Origin of the sequence: Nocardiopsis sp. FR4 (assembly GCF_009830945.1) — a bacterium.
In the GTDB taxonomy this organism is placed as follows: Bacteria; Actinomycetota; Actinomycetes; order Streptosporangiales; family Streptosporangiaceae; genus Nocardiopsis.
The window spans coordinates 111,497-127,444 of sequence record NZ_ML776455.1 but is presented as its reverse complement, the minus strand read 5'-3'; the positions used below and the strand labels follow the sequence as shown (position 1 = coordinate 127,444).

Annotated in this window: 11 protein-coding genes and 2 riboswitches; of the genes, 4 read left to right on the top strand and 7 right to left on the bottom strand. The window is 75.2% G+C overall.

Annotation, left to right across the window (positions count from 1 at the left end; translation table 11 throughout):
- Positions 1 to 16: 16 nt before the first annotated feature.
- Genes FYW95_RS02750 through FYW95_RS02740 form a run of 3 tightly spaced genes read left to right on the top strand, consistent with a single transcriptional unit; the run spans position 17 to position 4,061 of the window.
- Positions 17 to 2,092 (top strand): VWA domain-containing protein, encoded by a 2,076-nt coding sequence (locus FYW95_RS02750; protein WP_236567654.1) that lies wholly within the window; start codon positions 17 to 19, stop codon positions 2,090 to 2,092.
- Positions 2,092 to 2,706, top strand: a complete 615-nt coding sequence (gene cobO / locus FYW95_RS02745) for a cob(I)yrinic acid a,c-diamide adenosyltransferase (RefSeq protein ID WP_159941414.1) — start codon at positions 2,092 to 2,094, stop codon at positions 2,704 to 2,706. The genes FYW95_RS02750 and cobO overlap by 1 nt, the downstream gene beginning before the upstream one ends.
- A complete protein-coding gene (locus FYW95_RS02740) occupies positions 2,703 to 4,061 on the top strand; it encodes a cobyrinic acid a,c-diamide synthase CobB (protein ID WP_236567653.1) in 1,359 nt (452 codons plus the stop codon). Before cobO ends, FYW95_RS02740 begins: the two co-directional genes overlap by 4 nt.
- A gap of 54 nt (positions 4,062 to 4,115) precedes the next feature.
- Here the strand turns inward: FYW95_RS02740 and FYW95_RS02735 are convergent, their stop codons facing one another.
- The 7 genes from FYW95_RS02735 to FYW95_RS02705 all read right to left on the bottom strand — a co-directional run bounded on the left by FYW95_RS02735 (position 4,116) and on the right by FYW95_RS02705 (position 13,693).
- On the bottom strand, positions 4,116 to 4,841 hold the full coding sequence (locus tag FYW95_RS02735; protein ID WP_159941413.1) for a cobalt-precorrin-6A reductase: 726 nt from the start codon (positions 4,839 to 4,841) through the stop codon (positions 4,116 to 4,118).
- On the bottom strand, positions 4,838 to 6,307 hold the full coding sequence (locus tag FYW95_RS02730) for a cobyric acid synthase (protein WP_159941551.1): 1,470 nt from the start codon (positions 6,305 to 6,307) through the stop codon (positions 4,838 to 4,840). The genes FYW95_RS02735 and FYW95_RS02730 overlap by 4 nt, the downstream gene beginning before the upstream one ends.
- Before the next feature lie 29 nt (positions 6,308 to 6,336).
- Positions 6,337 to 7,062 (bottom strand): precorrin-6A synthase (deacetylating), encoded by a 726-nt coding sequence (gene cobF, locus FYW95_RS02725; protein WP_159941412.1) that lies wholly within the window; start codon positions 7,060 to 7,062, stop codon positions 6,337 to 6,339.
- Positions 7,059 to 10,649: a cobaltochelatase subunit CobN gene (cobN, locus tag FYW95_RS02720; protein ID WP_159941411.1), complete on the bottom strand. Its 3,591-nt coding sequence runs from the start codon at positions 10,647 to 10,649 to the stop codon at positions 7,059 to 7,061. Before cobN ends, cobF begins: the two co-directional genes overlap by 4 nt.
- 34 nt (positions 10,650 to 10,683) lie before the next feature.
- Positions 10,684 to 10,812: riboswitch (cobalamin riboswitch) on the bottom strand.
- On the bottom strand, positions 10,807 to 11,643 hold the full coding sequence (locus tag FYW95_RS02715) for an ABC transporter ATP-binding protein (RefSeq protein WP_159941410.1): 837 nt from the start codon (positions 11,641 to 11,643) through the stop codon (positions 10,807 to 10,809). Its footprint overlaps the riboswitch before it by 6 nt.
- Positions 11,640 to 12,656, bottom strand: coding sequence for a FecCD family ABC transporter permease (locus tag FYW95_RS02710; RefSeq protein WP_159941409.1), 1,017 nt, complete (start codon positions 12,654 to 12,656; stop codon positions 11,640 to 11,642). Before FYW95_RS02710 ends, FYW95_RS02715 begins: the two co-directional genes overlap by 4 nt.
- Complete coding sequence (locus tag FYW95_RS02705) at positions 12,653 to 13,693, bottom strand: ABC transporter substrate-binding protein (RefSeq protein WP_201294638.1); 1,041 nt, start codon at positions 13,691 to 13,693, stop codon at positions 12,653 to 12,655. The genes FYW95_RS02710 and FYW95_RS02705 overlap by 4 nt, the downstream gene beginning before the upstream one ends.
- A gap of 59 nt (positions 13,694 to 13,752) precedes the next feature.
- Positions 13,753 to 13,965, bottom strand: a riboswitch (cobalamin riboswitch).
- Between the two features lie 173 nt (positions 13,966 to 14,138).
- Between FYW95_RS02705 and FYW95_RS02700 the strand changes: the two genes are divergently transcribed.
- Positions 14,139 to 15,407, top strand: a complete 1,269-nt coding sequence (locus tag FYW95_RS02700) for a L,D-transpeptidase (RefSeq protein WP_159941407.1) — start codon at positions 14,139 to 14,141, stop codon at positions 15,405 to 15,407.
- Positions 15,408 to 15,948 lie beyond the last annotated feature (541 nt).

The following is a 15,948-nucleotide window of genomic DNA, read 5'->3' as shown; positions in this document are numbered from 1 at the left end:
CGAGCGGGAGCCTCACATGCCATTGCGGTCATCGCACTACCCCTTCTCCGCGATCGTCGGCTGCGACACCGACCAGCTCGACGACCTGGGCCTGTCCCTGGTCCTGACGAGCGTCTCCCCGGAGATCGGCGGTGTGCTGGTGCGCGGGGAGAAGGGCACGGCCAAGTCCACGGCCGTGCGGGCCCTGGCCCCCCTGCTCCCGCCGGTGGACGTCTACCGGGGCGACCGGTTCTCCGTGGACCCCGCCGACCCGGCGCAGCGGTCGCCGGACGGACCGTTCGGGACCGGCACGGTCGTGGAGAGCCGCCCGGTGCGGCTCGTGGAGCTGCCCGTCGGCGCCACCGAGGACCGGGTCCTGGGCTCCCTGCACCTGGAGCAGGCGCTCACGCACGGCAAGGTGGCCTACGAGCCGGGCCTGCTGGCCCGCGCCCACCGGGGGATCCTCTACGTCGACGAGGTCAACCTGCTGCACGACCACCTGGTCGACCTCCTCCTGGACGCCGCCGCGACCGGCCGGGTGACCGTGGAGCGCGACGGGTTCTCCGTGGAGCACGCGGCCCGGTTCCTGCTCATCGGTACGATGAACCCCGAGGAGGGTGAGCTGCGGCCGCAGCTGCTCGACCGGTTCGGGCTCACCGTCGAGGTCGCCGCGCCGTCCGAGCCCGCGCTCCGCGCCGAGGTGGTGCGCAGGCGCATGGCCCACGACGCCGACCCGGCCGCCTTCGCCGACCGCTACCGCGCCGCCGAGGAGGCCCTGGCCGCGCGCGTGGCCGCGGCCCGGGAGCGGCTCGGCCGGGTGCGGCTGTCGGAGGCCGCGCTGCTGAAGATCGCCGAGGTGTGCGCGGCCTACGAGGTGGACGGCCTGCGGGCCGACATCGTCACCGCGCGCACGGCGATGGCGCACGCGGCCTGGGCGGGCCGCACCTCGGTCACCCGGGCCGACATCCGCCGCGCGGCCCTGCTGGCCCTGCCGCACCGGCGGCGGCGCAACCCGCTGGACGCGCCGGGGCTGGACGAGGAGCTCCTGGACCGGGTGCTGGGTGAGGAGGAACCGCCTCCCGACCCGCCCGAGCCGCCGGGCCCGGGCGGGACCGACGATCCCGCCCCGACCGACCCCGACGACCTCCCCGGTACCGAGGACCCCGCCGACACCGGTGACCCCTCGGGCGCTGACGGGCCCCCGGCGGGTCCCGGGGGCCCGGAACCGGCCGCACCGGAGCAGGGTCCCGCCCCCGCCCCGACGGGCGCGGACGACGGCGCCCCCTCGCCCCGGGGCGGGGAGGCCCCCCCGGTCCGGGCCGCCGCCCCCTACCGGCCCCGGCTGCTCACCGCGCGGGGTTCCGGTGAGGGGGCCGAGGGCAGGCGCAGCCGGGCGGTCGGCGCCCGGGGCCGCCGGATCGGCTCCGCCGCGCCCGGGCCGGGGGCGGGCGGCTCGCTGCACCTGGTCGAGACCGTGCGGGCCGCCGCGGCCCGCCCCCGGGGAGGCGGCCGGCCGCGGCTGCGCCCCGAGGACCTGCGCGTCGCGGTCCGCGAGGGCCAGGAGAGCAACCTGGTGCTGTTCTGCGTCGACGCCTCCGGCTCCATGGCCGCGCGCAGGCGGATGGGCGAGGTCAAGGCCGCGATCCTCTCCCTGCTCCTGGACGCCTACCGCCGCCGCGACAAGGTGGGCCTGGTGACCTTCCGGGGCGGGGGGGCCGAGCTCACCCTGCCGCCGACCCGTTCCGTGGACGCCGCCGCGGCCCGCCTCGACGGCCTGCCCGCCGGGGGGCGCACCCCGCTCGCCGAGGGCCTGCTGGAGGCGGCCCGCGTGCTGCGGCGCGAACGCCTGCGCGACCCCCGGCTGCGCCCGCTCCTGCTCGTGGTCACCGACGGCCGGGCCACCGGCGGACGCGGCGCCGTGGGCCGAGCGCTGAGCGCCGCCGACCACGTCGCCGGGCTGGGCGTCACCACCGTCGTGGTGGACGGCGAGTCCGGACCGCTGCGCCTGGGCCTGGCCGCACGCCTCGCCGAACGCCTCGGCGCCGACCACCTGCCCGTCGCCGAGGTCAGCGCGGACGCGCTGGGCGGCGCCGTACGAGAGAGGGCCTCCTGATGCCGCAGGGACAACCGCTCGTCGTTCCCGACGACGGACTCACCACCCGCCAGCGCCGCAACCTGCCGCTGCTCGCCGTGCACACCGGCGACGGCAAGGGCAAGTCGACCGCCGCGTTCGGCCTGGCCCTGCGCGGCTGGAACCAGGGCTGGCGGATCGGGGTGTTCCAGTTCGTCAAGTCGGCCAAGTGGCGCATCGGCGAGCAGACCGTGCTGGAACGCCTGGGCCGGCTCCACGAGGAGACCGGCGAGGGCGGTCCGGTGGAGTGGCACAAGATGGGTTCGGGCTGGTCGTGGATCCGCCGCGAGGGCGAGGCCGAGGACCACGCGGCCGCCGCCGCCGAGGGCTGGGCGGAGGTCCGGCGGCGGCTCGCCGACCAGGCGCACGACCTGCTCATCCTCGACGAGTTCACCTATCCCATCAACTGGGGCTGGGTCGACGCCGACGAGGTCGTCACGGCCCTGCGCGAGCGCCCCGGCCGCCAGCACGTGGTGATCACCGGCCGCCGCGCCGACCCGCGCCTGCTGGAGGCCGCCGACCTGGTCACCGAGATGACGAAGGTCAAGCACCCCATGGACGCCGGGCGCAAGGGGCAGCGGGGCATCGAGTGGTGACCTCCCCGCCGGCGGACCTGCCCCGGCTGATGGTCGCCGCGCCCATGACCGGGCAGGGCAAGACCACGGTCGCGACCGGGCTGATGGCGGCGCTGCGCGACGCCGGACACTCGGTGAGCGGGCACAAGGTGGGCCCCGACTACATCGATCCCGGCTACCACGCCCTGGCCACCGGGCGGCCCGGCCGCAACCTGGACCCCCACCTGGTCGGCGAGGACCGGGTGGCGCCGCTCCTGCTGCACGGTGCGCGCGGCGCCGACGTCGCCGTCGTCGAGGGGGTGATGGGCCTGCACGACGGGCGGCTGGGCACCGACGGGTTCGCCTCGTCCGCGCACGTCGCGGCACTGACCCGGACACCGGTGGTGCTGGTGGTGGACGTGTCCCGGATGTCGCGTTCGGTGGGTGCGCTCGTCGCGGGCATGGCCGCCTACGACCCGGCGGTCGAGGTGGCCGGGGTGATCCTCAACCAGGCGGGCTCGGAGCGCAACGTCGCCGAGATCATCCGGGCGACGCGCCTGCCCGTCCTCGGCGTGGTCCGCCGCGACGAGCGGCTCGCCGCCCCCTCCCGGCACCTGGGGCTGGTCCCGGCGTCCGAGCGCGCGGAGTCGGCGCGTACGGTCGCCCACCTGGGGGAGCAGATCGCGCACCAGGTGGACCTGGCGGCGCTGCTGGACCTGGCCCGCTCCGCGCCCCCGCTGGCGGCCCGGCCCTGGGACCCGGCGGACGCCGTGGCGGCGCCCGCCGCGGACCGTCGCCCGGTGGTCGCGGTGGCGGGCGGGCGTGCCTTCACCTTCCGCTACGCCGAGACCGAGGAACTGCTCACCGCCTCCGGATGCGAGGTGGTCGGTTTCGACCCGCTCGGCGACGGCGGGCTGCCCGCCGGGACCCGGGGCCTCTACCTGGGCGGGGGCTTCCCCGAGGTGTACGCGGGTCGGCTCGCCGCCAACCGGGGCCTACTGGCCGAACTGCGCGAGGCGGTGCGCGGAGGCGTGCCGACCGTGGCCGAGTGCGCGGGGCTGCTCTACCTCGCCGAGTCGCTCGACGGCGAGCCCATGGCGGGGGCCGTGCCCGCGCGCGCGGAGATGACGGAGCGGCTGACCCTGCGCTACCCCGAGGCGGTCTCGCCCGGGGACACCCTGTTGACCCGGGCCGGGGAGAGGGCCACCGGCCACGAGTTCCACCGCACCCGGCTCACGCCCGGGTCCTGCGGGACCCGTCCGGCGTGGGAGGTCGAGGGCGCGCCGGAGGGTTTCGCCTCGCCGACGCTGCACGCCTCCTACCTGCACGTCCACTGGGCCGGGCACCCCCGGTTCGCCGCCCGCTTCGCACGGGCCGTGCACGCCGCCTCCGGCTGAACCCGGACACCGGCCCCTCCGGGAGCCGGGCTCCCGTGCCGGGTCCCCGCGCGTTCACCCCCGGCGCAGGCCGTTCACCCAGGCGAACGCGGCGGCCACGTCGTGGACGGTGGGCACCCCGGGCGGGCCCGGGGGCCGCCGCACCACCACGACGGGCACGCCCAGCCGCCGAGCGGCCGCCATCTTGGGCCAGGTGTAGGTGCCGCCGGAGTCCTTGGTGACCAGGACGTCCGCGCGGTGGCCGCCCATGAGGTCCAGTTCGCCCTCCAGGCGGTAGGGGCCCCGGCTGGTCACCAGCCGCCAGGGGGCGGGCAGGGCGAGTTCGGGGACGTCCACCACCCGGGCCAGGACGGCCCTGGAGCCCAGTTCCGGGACGAAGCGGGCGAGTTCCTGGCGGCCGACCGTGAGGAAGGGCCGGGCGCCGAGGGCGGCGGCCCGCCCTGCCGCCTCCTCGTGCGTGTCGGCGTAGTGCCAGGCCGGGTCGGGATCCCAGCCCGGCCGCTCCAGCCGCAGCAGGGGGATGTCGGTGCAGGCGGCCGCCGCGTTGGCGGTCATGCCCAGGGCGAAGGGGTGGGTGGCGTCCACCACCGCGTCGTAGGAGGCCAGCGCCGCGCGAAGGCCCGGAACCCCCCCGAACCCGCCGATGCGCACCCGGCCCACCGGCAGGCGGGGCCGGGCCACCCGGCCCGCCAGCGACGTGGTCACGTCGACGCCCGCGTCGACCAGGAGGGCGGCGAGCTCACGGGCCTCGGAGGTCCCGCCGAGGAGCAGCAGCCTCACCGGCCCGCCCCCGGGGCCAGCGCGGGCAGACCCGCCGGGGCGCCCTTGACGGCGAGGTCCAGCAGCGCGTCGACGTCCAGGTGCCGCTCGGCCAGGTCGGCGAGCAGGTCCAGGCGCCGTTCCCGGGCGGCGGGGAAGCTCACCCCGGACGGCTCGCGGCCGAGCGCCTCGGCGAGGAAGGCCCCGCGGAAGGCGTCGCCCTCCAGGCTGCCGTGCCACATGGTGCCGAACACCCCGCCCGAGCGGGCGCCGCCGGGGAACTCCTCCGCGCCGCCGACCGTGATCCGGCCGTGGTGGATCTCGTAGCCGTGCACGGGCGCGCCGAGCGCCCGTCCCGAGGGCAGGCGCAGGGTCTTCTCCGCGGTGAAGTCGGTGCGTACGTCGAGCAGGCCGAGGCCCTCCGCCCGCGAGCCGGGCCCGGCCTCGACCCCGTCCGGGTCGGCGACGGTCCGGCCGAGCATCTGGAAGCCGCCGCAGATCCCGAGCAGCGGACGGCCGCGGCGGACGTGCTCGGTGACCGCCCGGTCGAGCCCGCGTGCGCGCAGCCACGCCAGGTCGGCGAGGGTGGCCCGGGTGCCGGGCATGACGACCAGGTCGGCGTCGGTGAGGTCGCGCGGGCCGGAGGCGAAGACCACGTCCAGGTCGGGTTCCAGGCCGAGGGCGTCCACGTCGGTGAAGTTGCTGATCCGGGGCAGGCGCACCACGGCCACCTTCAGGCCCGCTCCCCCGGCCGCGCGGCGGCCCTCCAGGTCCAGGGCGTCCTCCGAGTCCAGCCACAGTCCGGGATCCCACGGCAGGGTGCCGTACACGCGGCGGCCGGTGAGCCGTTCGAGGTCGGCCAGCCCCGGCCGGAGCAGGCCGGGATCCCCGCGGAACTTGTTGACCACGAAGCCCGCGACCAGCGCCTGGTCGGCGGGTTCGAGCAGGCCCACCGTGCCGTACAGGGCGGCGAAGACCCCGCCCCGGTCGATGTCGCCGACGACCACCACGGGCAGGTCCGCGTGCCGGGCCAGGCCCATGTTCACGTAGTCGCCCGCGCGCAGGTTGATCTCGGCGGGGCTGCCCGCGCCCTCGGCGACGACGACGTCGTAGCGGCCGGCCAGGTCGTCGTAGGCCGCGTGCGCGGCCTCGGCCAGGTGGCGGCGCCCGGACTCCCAGTCGGCAGAGGACACGTCCCCGGCGGGGTGCCCGAGCAGGACCACGTGGCTGCGCCGGTCACTGCCCGGCTTGAGCAGCACGGGGTTCATGGCGGGTTCGGGCGCGGCCCCGGCGGCCAGCGCCTGCACCCACTGGGCCCGGCCGATCTCCGCCGGGCGGCCGTCGGGACCCCGGCAGACCATGGAGTTGTTGGACATGTTCTGGGCCTTGTACGGCGCGACCCGCGGGCCGCGGCGCGCGAAGGCCCGGCACAGGGCGGTGGTCAGGACGCTCTTGCCCGCGTCGGAGGTGGTTCCGGCGACCAGCATCCCGCCGCCCGCGGCCCCTCCGGCCCCGCTCACGTGTTCCTCCGCAGCAGTGCGGCGTCCATGACCCAGCCCGCCCGCTCCCGGGCCCGGGCCCGGGCCGCCCCGATCGCGGGCAGCACGTCGCCGACCCTGCCCGCGACCAACTCCTCGGTGTCGGTGCCCAGGTTGGCGCCCCACCAGACCGACCACTCCTCCAGCCCCTCGAACACGGGCCCGGAGCCGAGCATGACGACGATGTTGTCCTGACCGGCCGCGACGGCCTCGTTCAGGCGGCGCGCGGGGGTGACGTGCACCGGGCGGCCCACCCCGTGCAGCACGATCCGGTGCCGGGCGGCGAGGAGCTGGGGGGCGCTGATCCCGGGGAGCACGTCGTACTCCACGGGGACGACGCCCCGCTCGGCCACGCGCGCCACGATCCTCAGGGTGGAGTCGTACAGGGCCGGGTCTCCCCAGACCAGGAACGCGGCGGTGCCGCCGCGCTCGCCGAGCACCCGCTCGTAGGCGGCGACCCGGGCCTCGTGCCAGGCGGCCACCGCGGCCGGGTAGTCGGCGGGGTCGTTCCGGTCGCGTTCGGGGTCGGGCACGGCGACCAGGGGCAGGCCGTAGGCGTCGCAGACCGCCCGGCGCAGGGCGAGCAGCTCGTCGCCCTCGCGCTTGCGGGCGGCCACCGCGTAGTCGCAGCCGCGCAGGGCCTCGGCCACCTCCGCGGTGACGTGTCGGGGCCCCATGCCGATGCCGAGGACGCGCACCCTCATTCGGACCGGTCCTCCAGGTCGCCCTCGACCTCCAGGTAGACCTCGGTGAGGGCCTCCATCGTCGCCGGGTCCGGCTCGGCCCACAGCCCGCGCCGGGCGGCCTCGTGCAGCCGCTCGACGATGCCGTGCAGCGCCCACGGGTTGGAGCGGCGCAGGAACTCCTGGGTGTCGGCGTCCAGCACGTACTCGGCGGCGAGCTTCTCGTACATCCAGTCGTGCACGACCCCGGCCGTGGCGTCGAAGCCGAAGAGGTAGTCGACGGTGGCGGCCAGCTCGAAGGCCCCCTTGTAGCCGTGGCGGCGCATGGCCGAGATCCAGCGCGGGTTGACCACGCGGGCCCGGAACACGCGGGCGGTCTCCTCGGCGAGGGTGCGGGTGCGCACCGCGTCGGGCGCGGTGGAGTCGCCGACGTAGGCCTTCGGCTCGGCGCCGGTGAGCGCGCGGACGGTGGCGATCATGCCGCCGTGGTACTGGAAGTAGTCGTCGGAGTCGGCGATGTCGTGCTCGGCGCTGTCGATGTTCTTGGCTGCCACCCTGATCCGGCGGTAGTTGGCGCGCATGTCGTCGGCGGCCGGGACCCCGTCGAGCCCGCGCCCGTAGGCGAAGCCTCCCCAGGCCGTGTAGACCTCGGCGAGGTCGCGGTCGTCGCGCCAGCTGCCGGACTCCACGAGCTGGAGGATGCCCGCGCCGTAGGAGCCGGGCGCGGAGCCGAAGATCCGGGTGGTGGCGCGGCGCCGGTCGCCGTGCTCGGCCAGGTCGGCCCGGGCGTGGGCGCGGACGAAGTTGCGCTCCTCCGGCTCGTCGAGGTCGGCGACCAGGTTCACGGCGTCGTCCAGCATGGCGACCACGTGGGGGAAGGCGTCCCGGAAGAAGCCGGAGATGCGCACGGTGACGTCGACGCGCGGGCGGCCCAGCTCCTCCAGCGGCACCACGTCCAGGCGGCTGACCCGGCGGGAGGCCTCGTCCCACTCCGGGCGCACGCCCAGCAGCGCCAGCACCTCGGCGATGTCGTCGCCGGAGGTGCGCATCGCCGACGTGCCCCACACGGACAGGCCCACCGACTCGGGGTAGGTCCCGGTCTCCTCCAGGTGACGGCGCAGCAGGGAGTCGGCCATGGCCTGGCCGGTCTGCCAGGCGAGCCGGGAGGGGACGGCGCGGGGGTCGACGGTGTAGAAGTTGCGGCCGGTCGGCAGCACGTTGACCAGGCCGCGCAGCGGGGAGCCGGAGGGGCCCGCCGGGACGTAGCCGCCCGCCAGGGCGTGGACGGTGTGGTCGAGTTCGTCGGTGGTGCGGGCCAGGCGCGGCACCACCTGTTCGGCGGCGAACTCCAGGACGCGGCGCACCTCGGGGTCCTCGTGCAGGCCGGCCGCGGCGGCCGGGTCCCAGCCCGCGTCCTCCATGCGCTCGACGAGGCGGCGTGCCCGCGCCTCCGCCGCGTCGACCTCGGTGGTGGGCGCGTCCTCCTTCAGGCCGAGGGCGGAGCGCAGCCCGGGCACCGCGCTCCCCACCCCGCCCCAGACCTGGGCGGCGCGCAGGACGGCCAGGACCAGGTTCACCCGGGCCTCGCCCTCCGGCGCCTCGCCGAGCACGTGCAGGCCGTCGCGGATCTGCGCGTCCTTGATCTCGCACAGCCAGCCGTCGACGTGCAGCAGGAAGTCGTCGAACTCCTCGTCGTCGGGCCGCTCCTCCAGGCCGAGGTCGCGGTGCATCTCGGCCGCGCGCATGAGGGACCAGATCTCGCCGCGGACCGCGGGCAGCTTGGCCGGGTCCATGGCCGCGATGTTGGCGTGCTCGTCGAGCAGCTGCTCCAGGCGGGCGATGTCGCCGTAGGTCTCCGCGCGGGCCATCGGCGGGATGAGGTGGTCCACGACCGTGGCGTGGGCGCGGCGCTTGGCCTGGGCGCCCTCGCCGGGGTCGTTGACCAGGAAGGGGTAGACCAGCGGCAGACCGCCGAGCACGGCGTCGGTGGCGCAGGCGGCGGACAGCGCGGCGTTCTTGCCGGGCAGCCACTCCAGGGAGCCGTGCTTGCCGAGGTGGACGACGGCGTGGGCGCCGAAGCCGTGCTCCAGCCACCGGTAGGCGGCCAGGTAGTGGTGGCTGGGGGCCAGGTCGGGGTCGTGGTAGATGGCGACCGGGTTCTCCCCGAAGCCGCGCGGCGGCTGGACCAGCACGACCACGTTCCCGGCGCGCAGCGCGGCCAGGACGAGTTCGCCCGCGTCGTTGACGTACAGGCGGCCGGGCGCGGGGCCCCACGCCTCGACCATCGCCTCCCTCAGGGCTTCGGGCAGGTCCCCCGTCCAGGCCGCGTACTGCTCGGGGGAGATCCGCACGTGCGCCTCGGTGAGCTGCGCGGAGGTGAGCCAGTCCTCGTCCTGTCCGCCCGCAGCGATCAGGGCGTGCATCAGCGCGTCCCCGGCCTCGGCGTCGTCGGGCAGGTCCAGTCCGGGCAGGTCTCCGGGTTCTCCCAGGTCGTAGCCCTCGGCGCGCAGTCGGCGCAGCAGGCGGACCAGGGAGCGGGGCGTGTCGAGTCCGACCGCGTTGCCGATCCGGGCGTGCTTGGTGGGGTAGGCGGACAGGACCACCGCGATCCGCTTGTCGGCGGGGGGCACGTGCCGCAGCCGGGCGTGGGCGGCGGCGATCCCGGCCAGGCGGGCGCAGCGCTCGGGGTCCGCGACGTAGCGGGGCAGCCCGTCGGCGTCGATCTCCTTGAAGGAGAACGGCACGGTGATGATCCGGCCGTCGAACTCGGGGATGGCGATCTGGCTGGCCGAGTCCAGCGGGGTGACGCCGTCGTCGGAGGCCTCCCAGTCGGCGCGGGAGCTGGTCAGGCACAGCCCCTGGAGGACGGGGACGTCCAGGGCCGCCATCCGCTCCACGTCCCACGCCTCGTCGTCCCCGCCCGCGCCGGCGGACGCGGGCACGCTGCCGCCCGCCGCCAGGACGGTGACCACCAGCGCGTCGAAGCCGCCGAGGGCCGCGTACAGCTCGTCGGGCGCCGAGCGCAGGGATCCGGCGAACACGGGGACGCCCACGGCCTGCCCGGTGGCGTCCACGGCGTCGGCCAGGGCGTGCGCGAACGCGGTGTTGCCGCCCGCCTCGTGGGCCCGGTAGTAGAGGATGCCGACCCGCGGCAGCCCGGGGTCGTCCGGCTGGTCGCGCTCGGCGAAGCCCCACAGCGGAACCTCCTGCGGCGGGTCGAACCCCTCGCCGGTCAGCAGCACGGTGTCCGACAGGAAGGCGTGCAGGCGGGCGAGGTTGGCGGGACCGCCCTCGGCCAGGTAGCGGTGGGCGTCGGTGGCCAGGCCGATCGGGACGGTGGAGTGCTCCATCAGTTCGGCGCTGGGCTGCAGCTCGCCGCTGAGGACGACCAGCGGGGTGCCCCGCTCCCGGACGGCGGCCAGGCCGGGCCACAGGTCGTGCGGGGAGCCGAGCAGCCGCACGACCACGAGGTCGGCGTCCTCGACGGCGGCGGTGAGTTCGGCGTCGGAGGCGCGGGACGGGTTGGCCCACGCGTACGCGGCGCCGCTGGCCCGCGCGGAGAGCAGGTCGGTGTCGGACGTGGACAGCAGCGCGATCCGTACCGTCATGGCCGGATTCCTCCCTCGGGGTTCTCGCCCCATCGGCGGTCGGACTGCCCGGGGCCAGTGTCTGGCTGGCCCCCGTGCGGGGGCGTCACAGTGGCGGAACCGCCCCGGACTCGCACCGGGTTCCTGCACCACGAGCGCCAACACCCTAGCCGTTCGCTCACGTGGGCGTTCCGGTGGGGGAGCCCGGGGAGCGTTCCGGCACCGGGGCCGCCCCGCGCAGGAAGCGGACCACCGGGCCGTCGCGGCCGGGGGTGACCTCGGCCCGGACCCCGTAGACCTCCGCGATGAGGGAGGGGGTCAGCACCTCGGCGGGCGTGCCCTCGGCGACGGCCCGGCCGCCCCGGAGCACGAGGAGGTGGTCGCAGTACATCGCGGCCAGGTTGAGGTCGTGCAGGGCGATCACGGTGGTGACCGGCAGGCCGGTGACGAGTTCGAGCAGGTCGAGCTGGTGCTGGATGTCGAGGTGGTTGGTCGGCTCGTCCAGCAGCAGCTCGCTCGGCTCCTGGGCCAGGGCGCGGGCGATCTGGGCGCGCTGGCGCTCGCCGCCGGACAGCGTGTGCCAGGACTGCCCGGCCCGGTCGGTGAGGCCGGTGCGCTCCAGGGCCGCGGCCACGGCACGGGTGTCGGCGGCCGAGGCGGGTGCCCAGGGGCTCCGGTGCGGGATACGCCCCAGGGCGACCACGTCGCGGACCGTCAGTTCGGTCTGGGTGTGCGCCTCCTGCTGGACGGCGGCGACGCTGCGCGCCGCGGCGCGGCGGCCGACCCGGGGCAGCGGGCGGCCGTCCAGGGTGACCACGCCCGAGGAGGGCCGCAGGACCCCGGCGAGCAGCCGCAGCAGCGTGGACTTCCCGGAGCCGTTGGGGCCGAGCAGGCCGACGGTCTGGCCGGGGCGCGGGACCAGGGTGACGCCGTCGAGGACGAGTCGGCCCCCGGCCCGGCGGCCGACCCGGTCGGCGCCCAGGCCGCTCCGGACCCCTGGCACGGTGTCGTTCACGTCTGCCTCCTGGCGCGGTAGAGCACGGCGATGAAGGCGGGCACGCCGATGAGCGAGGTCACCACCCCCACCGGGATCTCCCGGGGGTCCAGCGCGGTGCGGGCGACCGTGTCCACCCACACCAGGAAGACCGCTCCGCTCAGCGCGGTGACGGGCAGGAGCCTGGCGTGGGCGGAGCCGGTGAGCGCGCGGGCGGCGTGCGGCAGCACCAGCCCCACGAAGCCGATCGCCCCGGCCGAGCTGACCAGGGCCGCGGTGAGCAGGGCCGTGGCGCTCAGCAGCAGCAGCCGGGCCCGCGCCACCCGCACCCCCAGGTTCGCCGCGGCCTCCTCACCGAAGGCGAAGGCGTCCAGGGTGGTGGTGTGCGCCAGGCACACGGCGAGCACGCCGAGCAGCACCGCCCCGCACAGCACCACGTCGGTCCACCCGGCGCCGCCGAGCGAGCCGAGCAGCCAGAACAGCACGCCCCGCGTGGTCTCGGCGTCCGCCGAGGTCAGCACGATGAACGACGTCAGCGCGGAGAACAGCTGCATGGCCGCGACCCCGGACAGCACGACGCGGTCCATGCTCGCGCCCAGGACCTGGCTGAGCACGACGACCATGCCGAAGGAGAGCAGGGCCCCGGAGAAGGCGCCCGCCGACAGGGACACCGCTCCCCCGCCCCAGCCCAGGACGAGCACGGCGACCGCCCCGGTGGAGGCCCCGGAGGAGACCCCGAGCACGAAGGGGTCCGCCAGCGGGTTGCGGAGCAGGGACTGCATGACCGCGCCGCACAGGGCCAGCCCCGCCCCGCAGACCGCGGCGAGCAGGGTGCGGGGCATGCGCAGGTTCCACACGATGCCCTCGCGCAGCGGTGACAGGGGACTGGCCCCGAACCCGAGGCGGGCGGCCGCCGACCGCCAGACCTGGTCCGGAGCGATGTCGGCGGGGCCGATGGTCACCGCGACCGAGACGGACACGGCCAGGACCGCCAGTCCCCCGGAGACGAGCAGCGCCGCACGGGCGCCGCTCACCGCGTGAGCCCGAGGTCCCGCAGGCCTTCGGCGACCCGCTCGATCCCCTCGACCGTGCGGATCGTGGGGTTCATCGACTGGCCGCTGAGCAGGATGTACCGCTCCTCGCGCACGGCGGTGAGGTTGCGGGTGGCGGGGTGGGACTCCAGGAAGGCGATCTTGGCCTCGGCGGTCTCGGCGGTCTGGGACTCGCGGGTCAGGTCGCCGAGCACGATGGCGTCCGGGTCGCGGTCGGCGACGGTCTCCCAGTTGATCTGGGGCCACTCGTCGTGGGTGTCGTCGAAGACGTTGCGCGCGCCGACCGCGTCGGTGATGGCGCCGGGGGCGCCGCAGCACCCGGCGAGGTAGGGGGACTCGGAGTTGGCGAACCAGTACATGAGGGAGACGTCCGAGGCGTCCAGGCCCTCGGTCGCCGCCGCCACCCGGCCCTCCAGTTCGGCGACGAGCTCCTCACCGCGCTCCTGCTCGCCGAAGGCCGCGGCCAGGTCGCGGACCTCGCCGTAGACGGTGTCCAGGGTGAGCGGTTCGCTGCGGGACCCGTCCCCGCCGCTCTCGTTGTCCTTGCCCGCGGCGCAGTCGGACGGGGAGACGTACGTGGGCACGCCCAGCTCGGCGAACTGCTCGCGGGTGGCGACGCCGCCCGGGCCGAGCGTGGAGACGAAGGAGGCGGTCACGAAGTCCGGTTCGGCCTCCAGCACCCTCTCGAAGGAGGGGTTGTCGTCGGCCAGCCGGGGCACGGACGCGTTGGCCTCCTCCAGCCCCTCCATCACCGGGTCGGTCCAGGTGGCGGTGCCGGCCAGACGATCCGCCAGGCCCAGGGAGAGCAGGATCTCGGTGCTGCCCTGGTTGAGGGAGACGACGCGCTCGGGCGGCGCGTCGAGGACGACCTCGTGGCCGCAGTTGTCGAGGGTCCGCGGGTAGCCGGCGGCGGAGGCGGACTCCGTTCCGGAGGACTCCTCCTGCGGAGGGGTTCCGCAGGAGGTGAGCGCCAGGGAGGAGAGGAGCAGGGCGGCGGGGGCGAGCGCGGAGCGCAGCATGGGCATGCCTTGGATGTCGGGGCTCGAACGCGGAGCCTGGCACGGGTTCTCCCCCGCGCACTCGACGCGGAGGGGCCAGCAGGTCTTCGGACTCGGGTTCGTCCGGACGGGGTGCCTTCCCAGGCCGGGCCGCTCCGACGCCGTGGTCGGTACGGCCGCGCCCCAGTGGCGTGAGTACCCCGCCCGTCCCCCTCACCGCTGCGCGTCAGTTCCGGATTCGCACCGGATTCCCTGACCACCGGAGTGGTACGACTGGCCCGGGAAGAATAGCAAGGCGCCCTCCGGCACCGACAGTCCCGGAGGATCGGAGCTCCCGGTCCGGTCCGCCGCACCCGGCGGGCCGAGCACCGAAAACCGGAAAATCTCCCCGATAAGTGAACTTTCCCCGCCGCCAGGGGTCCTATGACGTGTGAAGCACGCACACGGCAGCAGGAGGTTCACAGGGATGGCCAGGTTCCCCCGGGCGGCGGCCCGCAGGTACGGCATCGGGCTCATGGCGCTCGCGCTGACCGTCTCCGCGTGCAGCCCCGGCGAGGCCGAGCCGCAGGCCGCGGCCGGAGGCGGCGTCGCCGTCAGCATCACGCCCGAGGCGGGCGCCTCCGAGGTCGCGCCGAACACCCCGGTGCGGGTGTCGGCCGAGGGCGGCACCATCACCGACGTGCGCGTGGACCAGGCCGTCGCCGAGGAGGTCGAGGGCGACGACCCCGGGCTGTACGGGATGACCGGCACCCTCGCCGAGGACGGGGCCGTCTGGGTCAGCGACTGGAACCTGCGCCCCGGCGCGGAGGTCACGGTCACCGCGGTCGCCGAGGGCCCCGACGGCACCGCCGCCGAGGCGGTCGCGGAATTCACCACGCTGGCCGCCGAACCCGGCCGGGGCCTGGACCTGGCCTCGAACTTCCCCAACAGCGGCCAGACCGTGGGCGTGGGGATGCCCCTCACCGTCAACTTCACCCAGCCGGTGACCAACAAGGCGCAGGTCGAGAACTCCATGGAGGTCACCTCCGAGCACCCGACCCGGGGCTCGTGGCGGTGGCTGGGCGACACCACCGCGGTCTTCCGGCCCGAGGAGTACTGGGAGCCGTACCAGACCGTCACCGTCGACATGAACCTGGCGGGCGTGGAGGCCTCCGAGGGCGTCTACGGACTGCGCGACTACCGGGTGGAGTTCGAGGTCGGCCGCGAACTCATCGCCACCATGCACGTGCCCGACCACGAGATGGTCATCACCGTGGACGGCGAGCACGAGCGCACCCTGCCGGTGAGCAACGGCGCCGCCACCACCCACTTCAACACCACCACCAGCGGTGTCCACGTCCTCATGTCGCACAAGGAGACCGAGGAGATGGACTCCAGCACCACCGCCATCCCCGACGACCTCCCCGGCTACAACACCGTGGTCTCCTACGCGGTGCGCACCACCAACAGCGGCGAGTACGTGCACGAGGCGTCCTACAACCCCAACATCGGCACGGCCAACACCTCCAACGGCTGCACCAACCTGCGCATGGAGGACGCCCTGTGGTTCTTCGAGAACACCCTGATGGGCGACGTGCTGGAGACCACCGGCACCGACCGCCAGGTGGAGTGGGACAACGGCTGGAGCTACTTCCAGCTGGGCTTCGACGAGTGGCTGGCCGAGAGCGCCACCGGTGAGCCGCAGCTGACCGACGGCAACGGCACCCCCGGCCCCGTGCACGGCGAGGACCGCTGACCCCGGAACCTCGGGGAAGCCCGCTCCCGACCAGGGGAACGGTGTGCCCGCGCAGACTCCGTCTACCTGCGGTGCGGCCCCGGTGTCGGTGGTCTTCGACGACAGTCGCTGACCAAGGGACGGAGTCCTCCCGGGAGCGCGGACAAGTGTGCCGGGGGACGCCTAAGCCAGGGGTGACCGAAAGCGCACGTCAACCTCGATCGCCATGGCCAGGAAGGGCCACAGCCCTCCATCGACCGCTTTAGCTGCTACCGCGTACCAACTCGTAAACCACACGTCGACAGCGGGCGATGAACCCGGCTCACCGCGTAATCCCACGCGATAGTACGTAGGCGACCAGGCCCACGTGCTCCGTAGCCGCCAACGTTGCCAAAGCCCTCCGATCATGAGAACCACGGTCTACGGCCGGAGTACCAGGGTCGGGACCACCAGTAGGCGTATTCGGCGTGCAGCCCGACGCTCTGCCCGAGAGCTACTCCGGGAATCTGGTACGCACTCGTTGCCATACGTACGAATAATCCCACGTCGGAGCGTCGAATAC

What these genes read in the sequence shown, in the direction of transcription:
- FYW95_RS02750 (WP_236567654.1), top strand. Translation starts at nt 17, where the DNA reads ATGCCATTGCGGTCATCGCACTACCCCTTCTCCGCGATCGTCGGCTGC.
- cobO (WP_159941414.1), top strand. Translation starts at nt 2,092, where the DNA reads ATGCCGCAGGGACAACCGCTCGTCGTTCCCGACGACGGACTCACCACC.
- FYW95_RS02730 (WP_159941551.1), bottom strand. Translation starts at nt 6,307, where the DNA reads ATGCTGGTCGCCGGAACCACCTCCGACGCGGGCAAGAGCGTCCTGACC.
- cobF (WP_159941412.1), bottom strand. Translation starts at nt 7,062, where the DNA reads ATGAGGGTGCGCGTCCTCGGCATCGGCATGGGGCCCCGACACGTCACC.
- cobN (WP_159941411.1), bottom strand. Translation starts at nt 10,649, where the DNA reads ATGACGGTACGGATCGCGCTGCTGTCCACGTCCGACACCGACCTGCTC.
- FYW95_RS02705 (WP_201294638.1), bottom strand. Translation starts at nt 13,693, where the DNA reads ATGCTGCGCTCCGCGCTCGCCCCCGCCGCCCTGCTCCTCTCCTCCCTG.
- FYW95_RS02700 (WP_159941407.1), top strand. Translation starts at nt 14,139, where the DNA reads ATGGCCAGGTTCCCCCGGGCGGCGGCCCGCAGGTACGGCATCGGGCTC.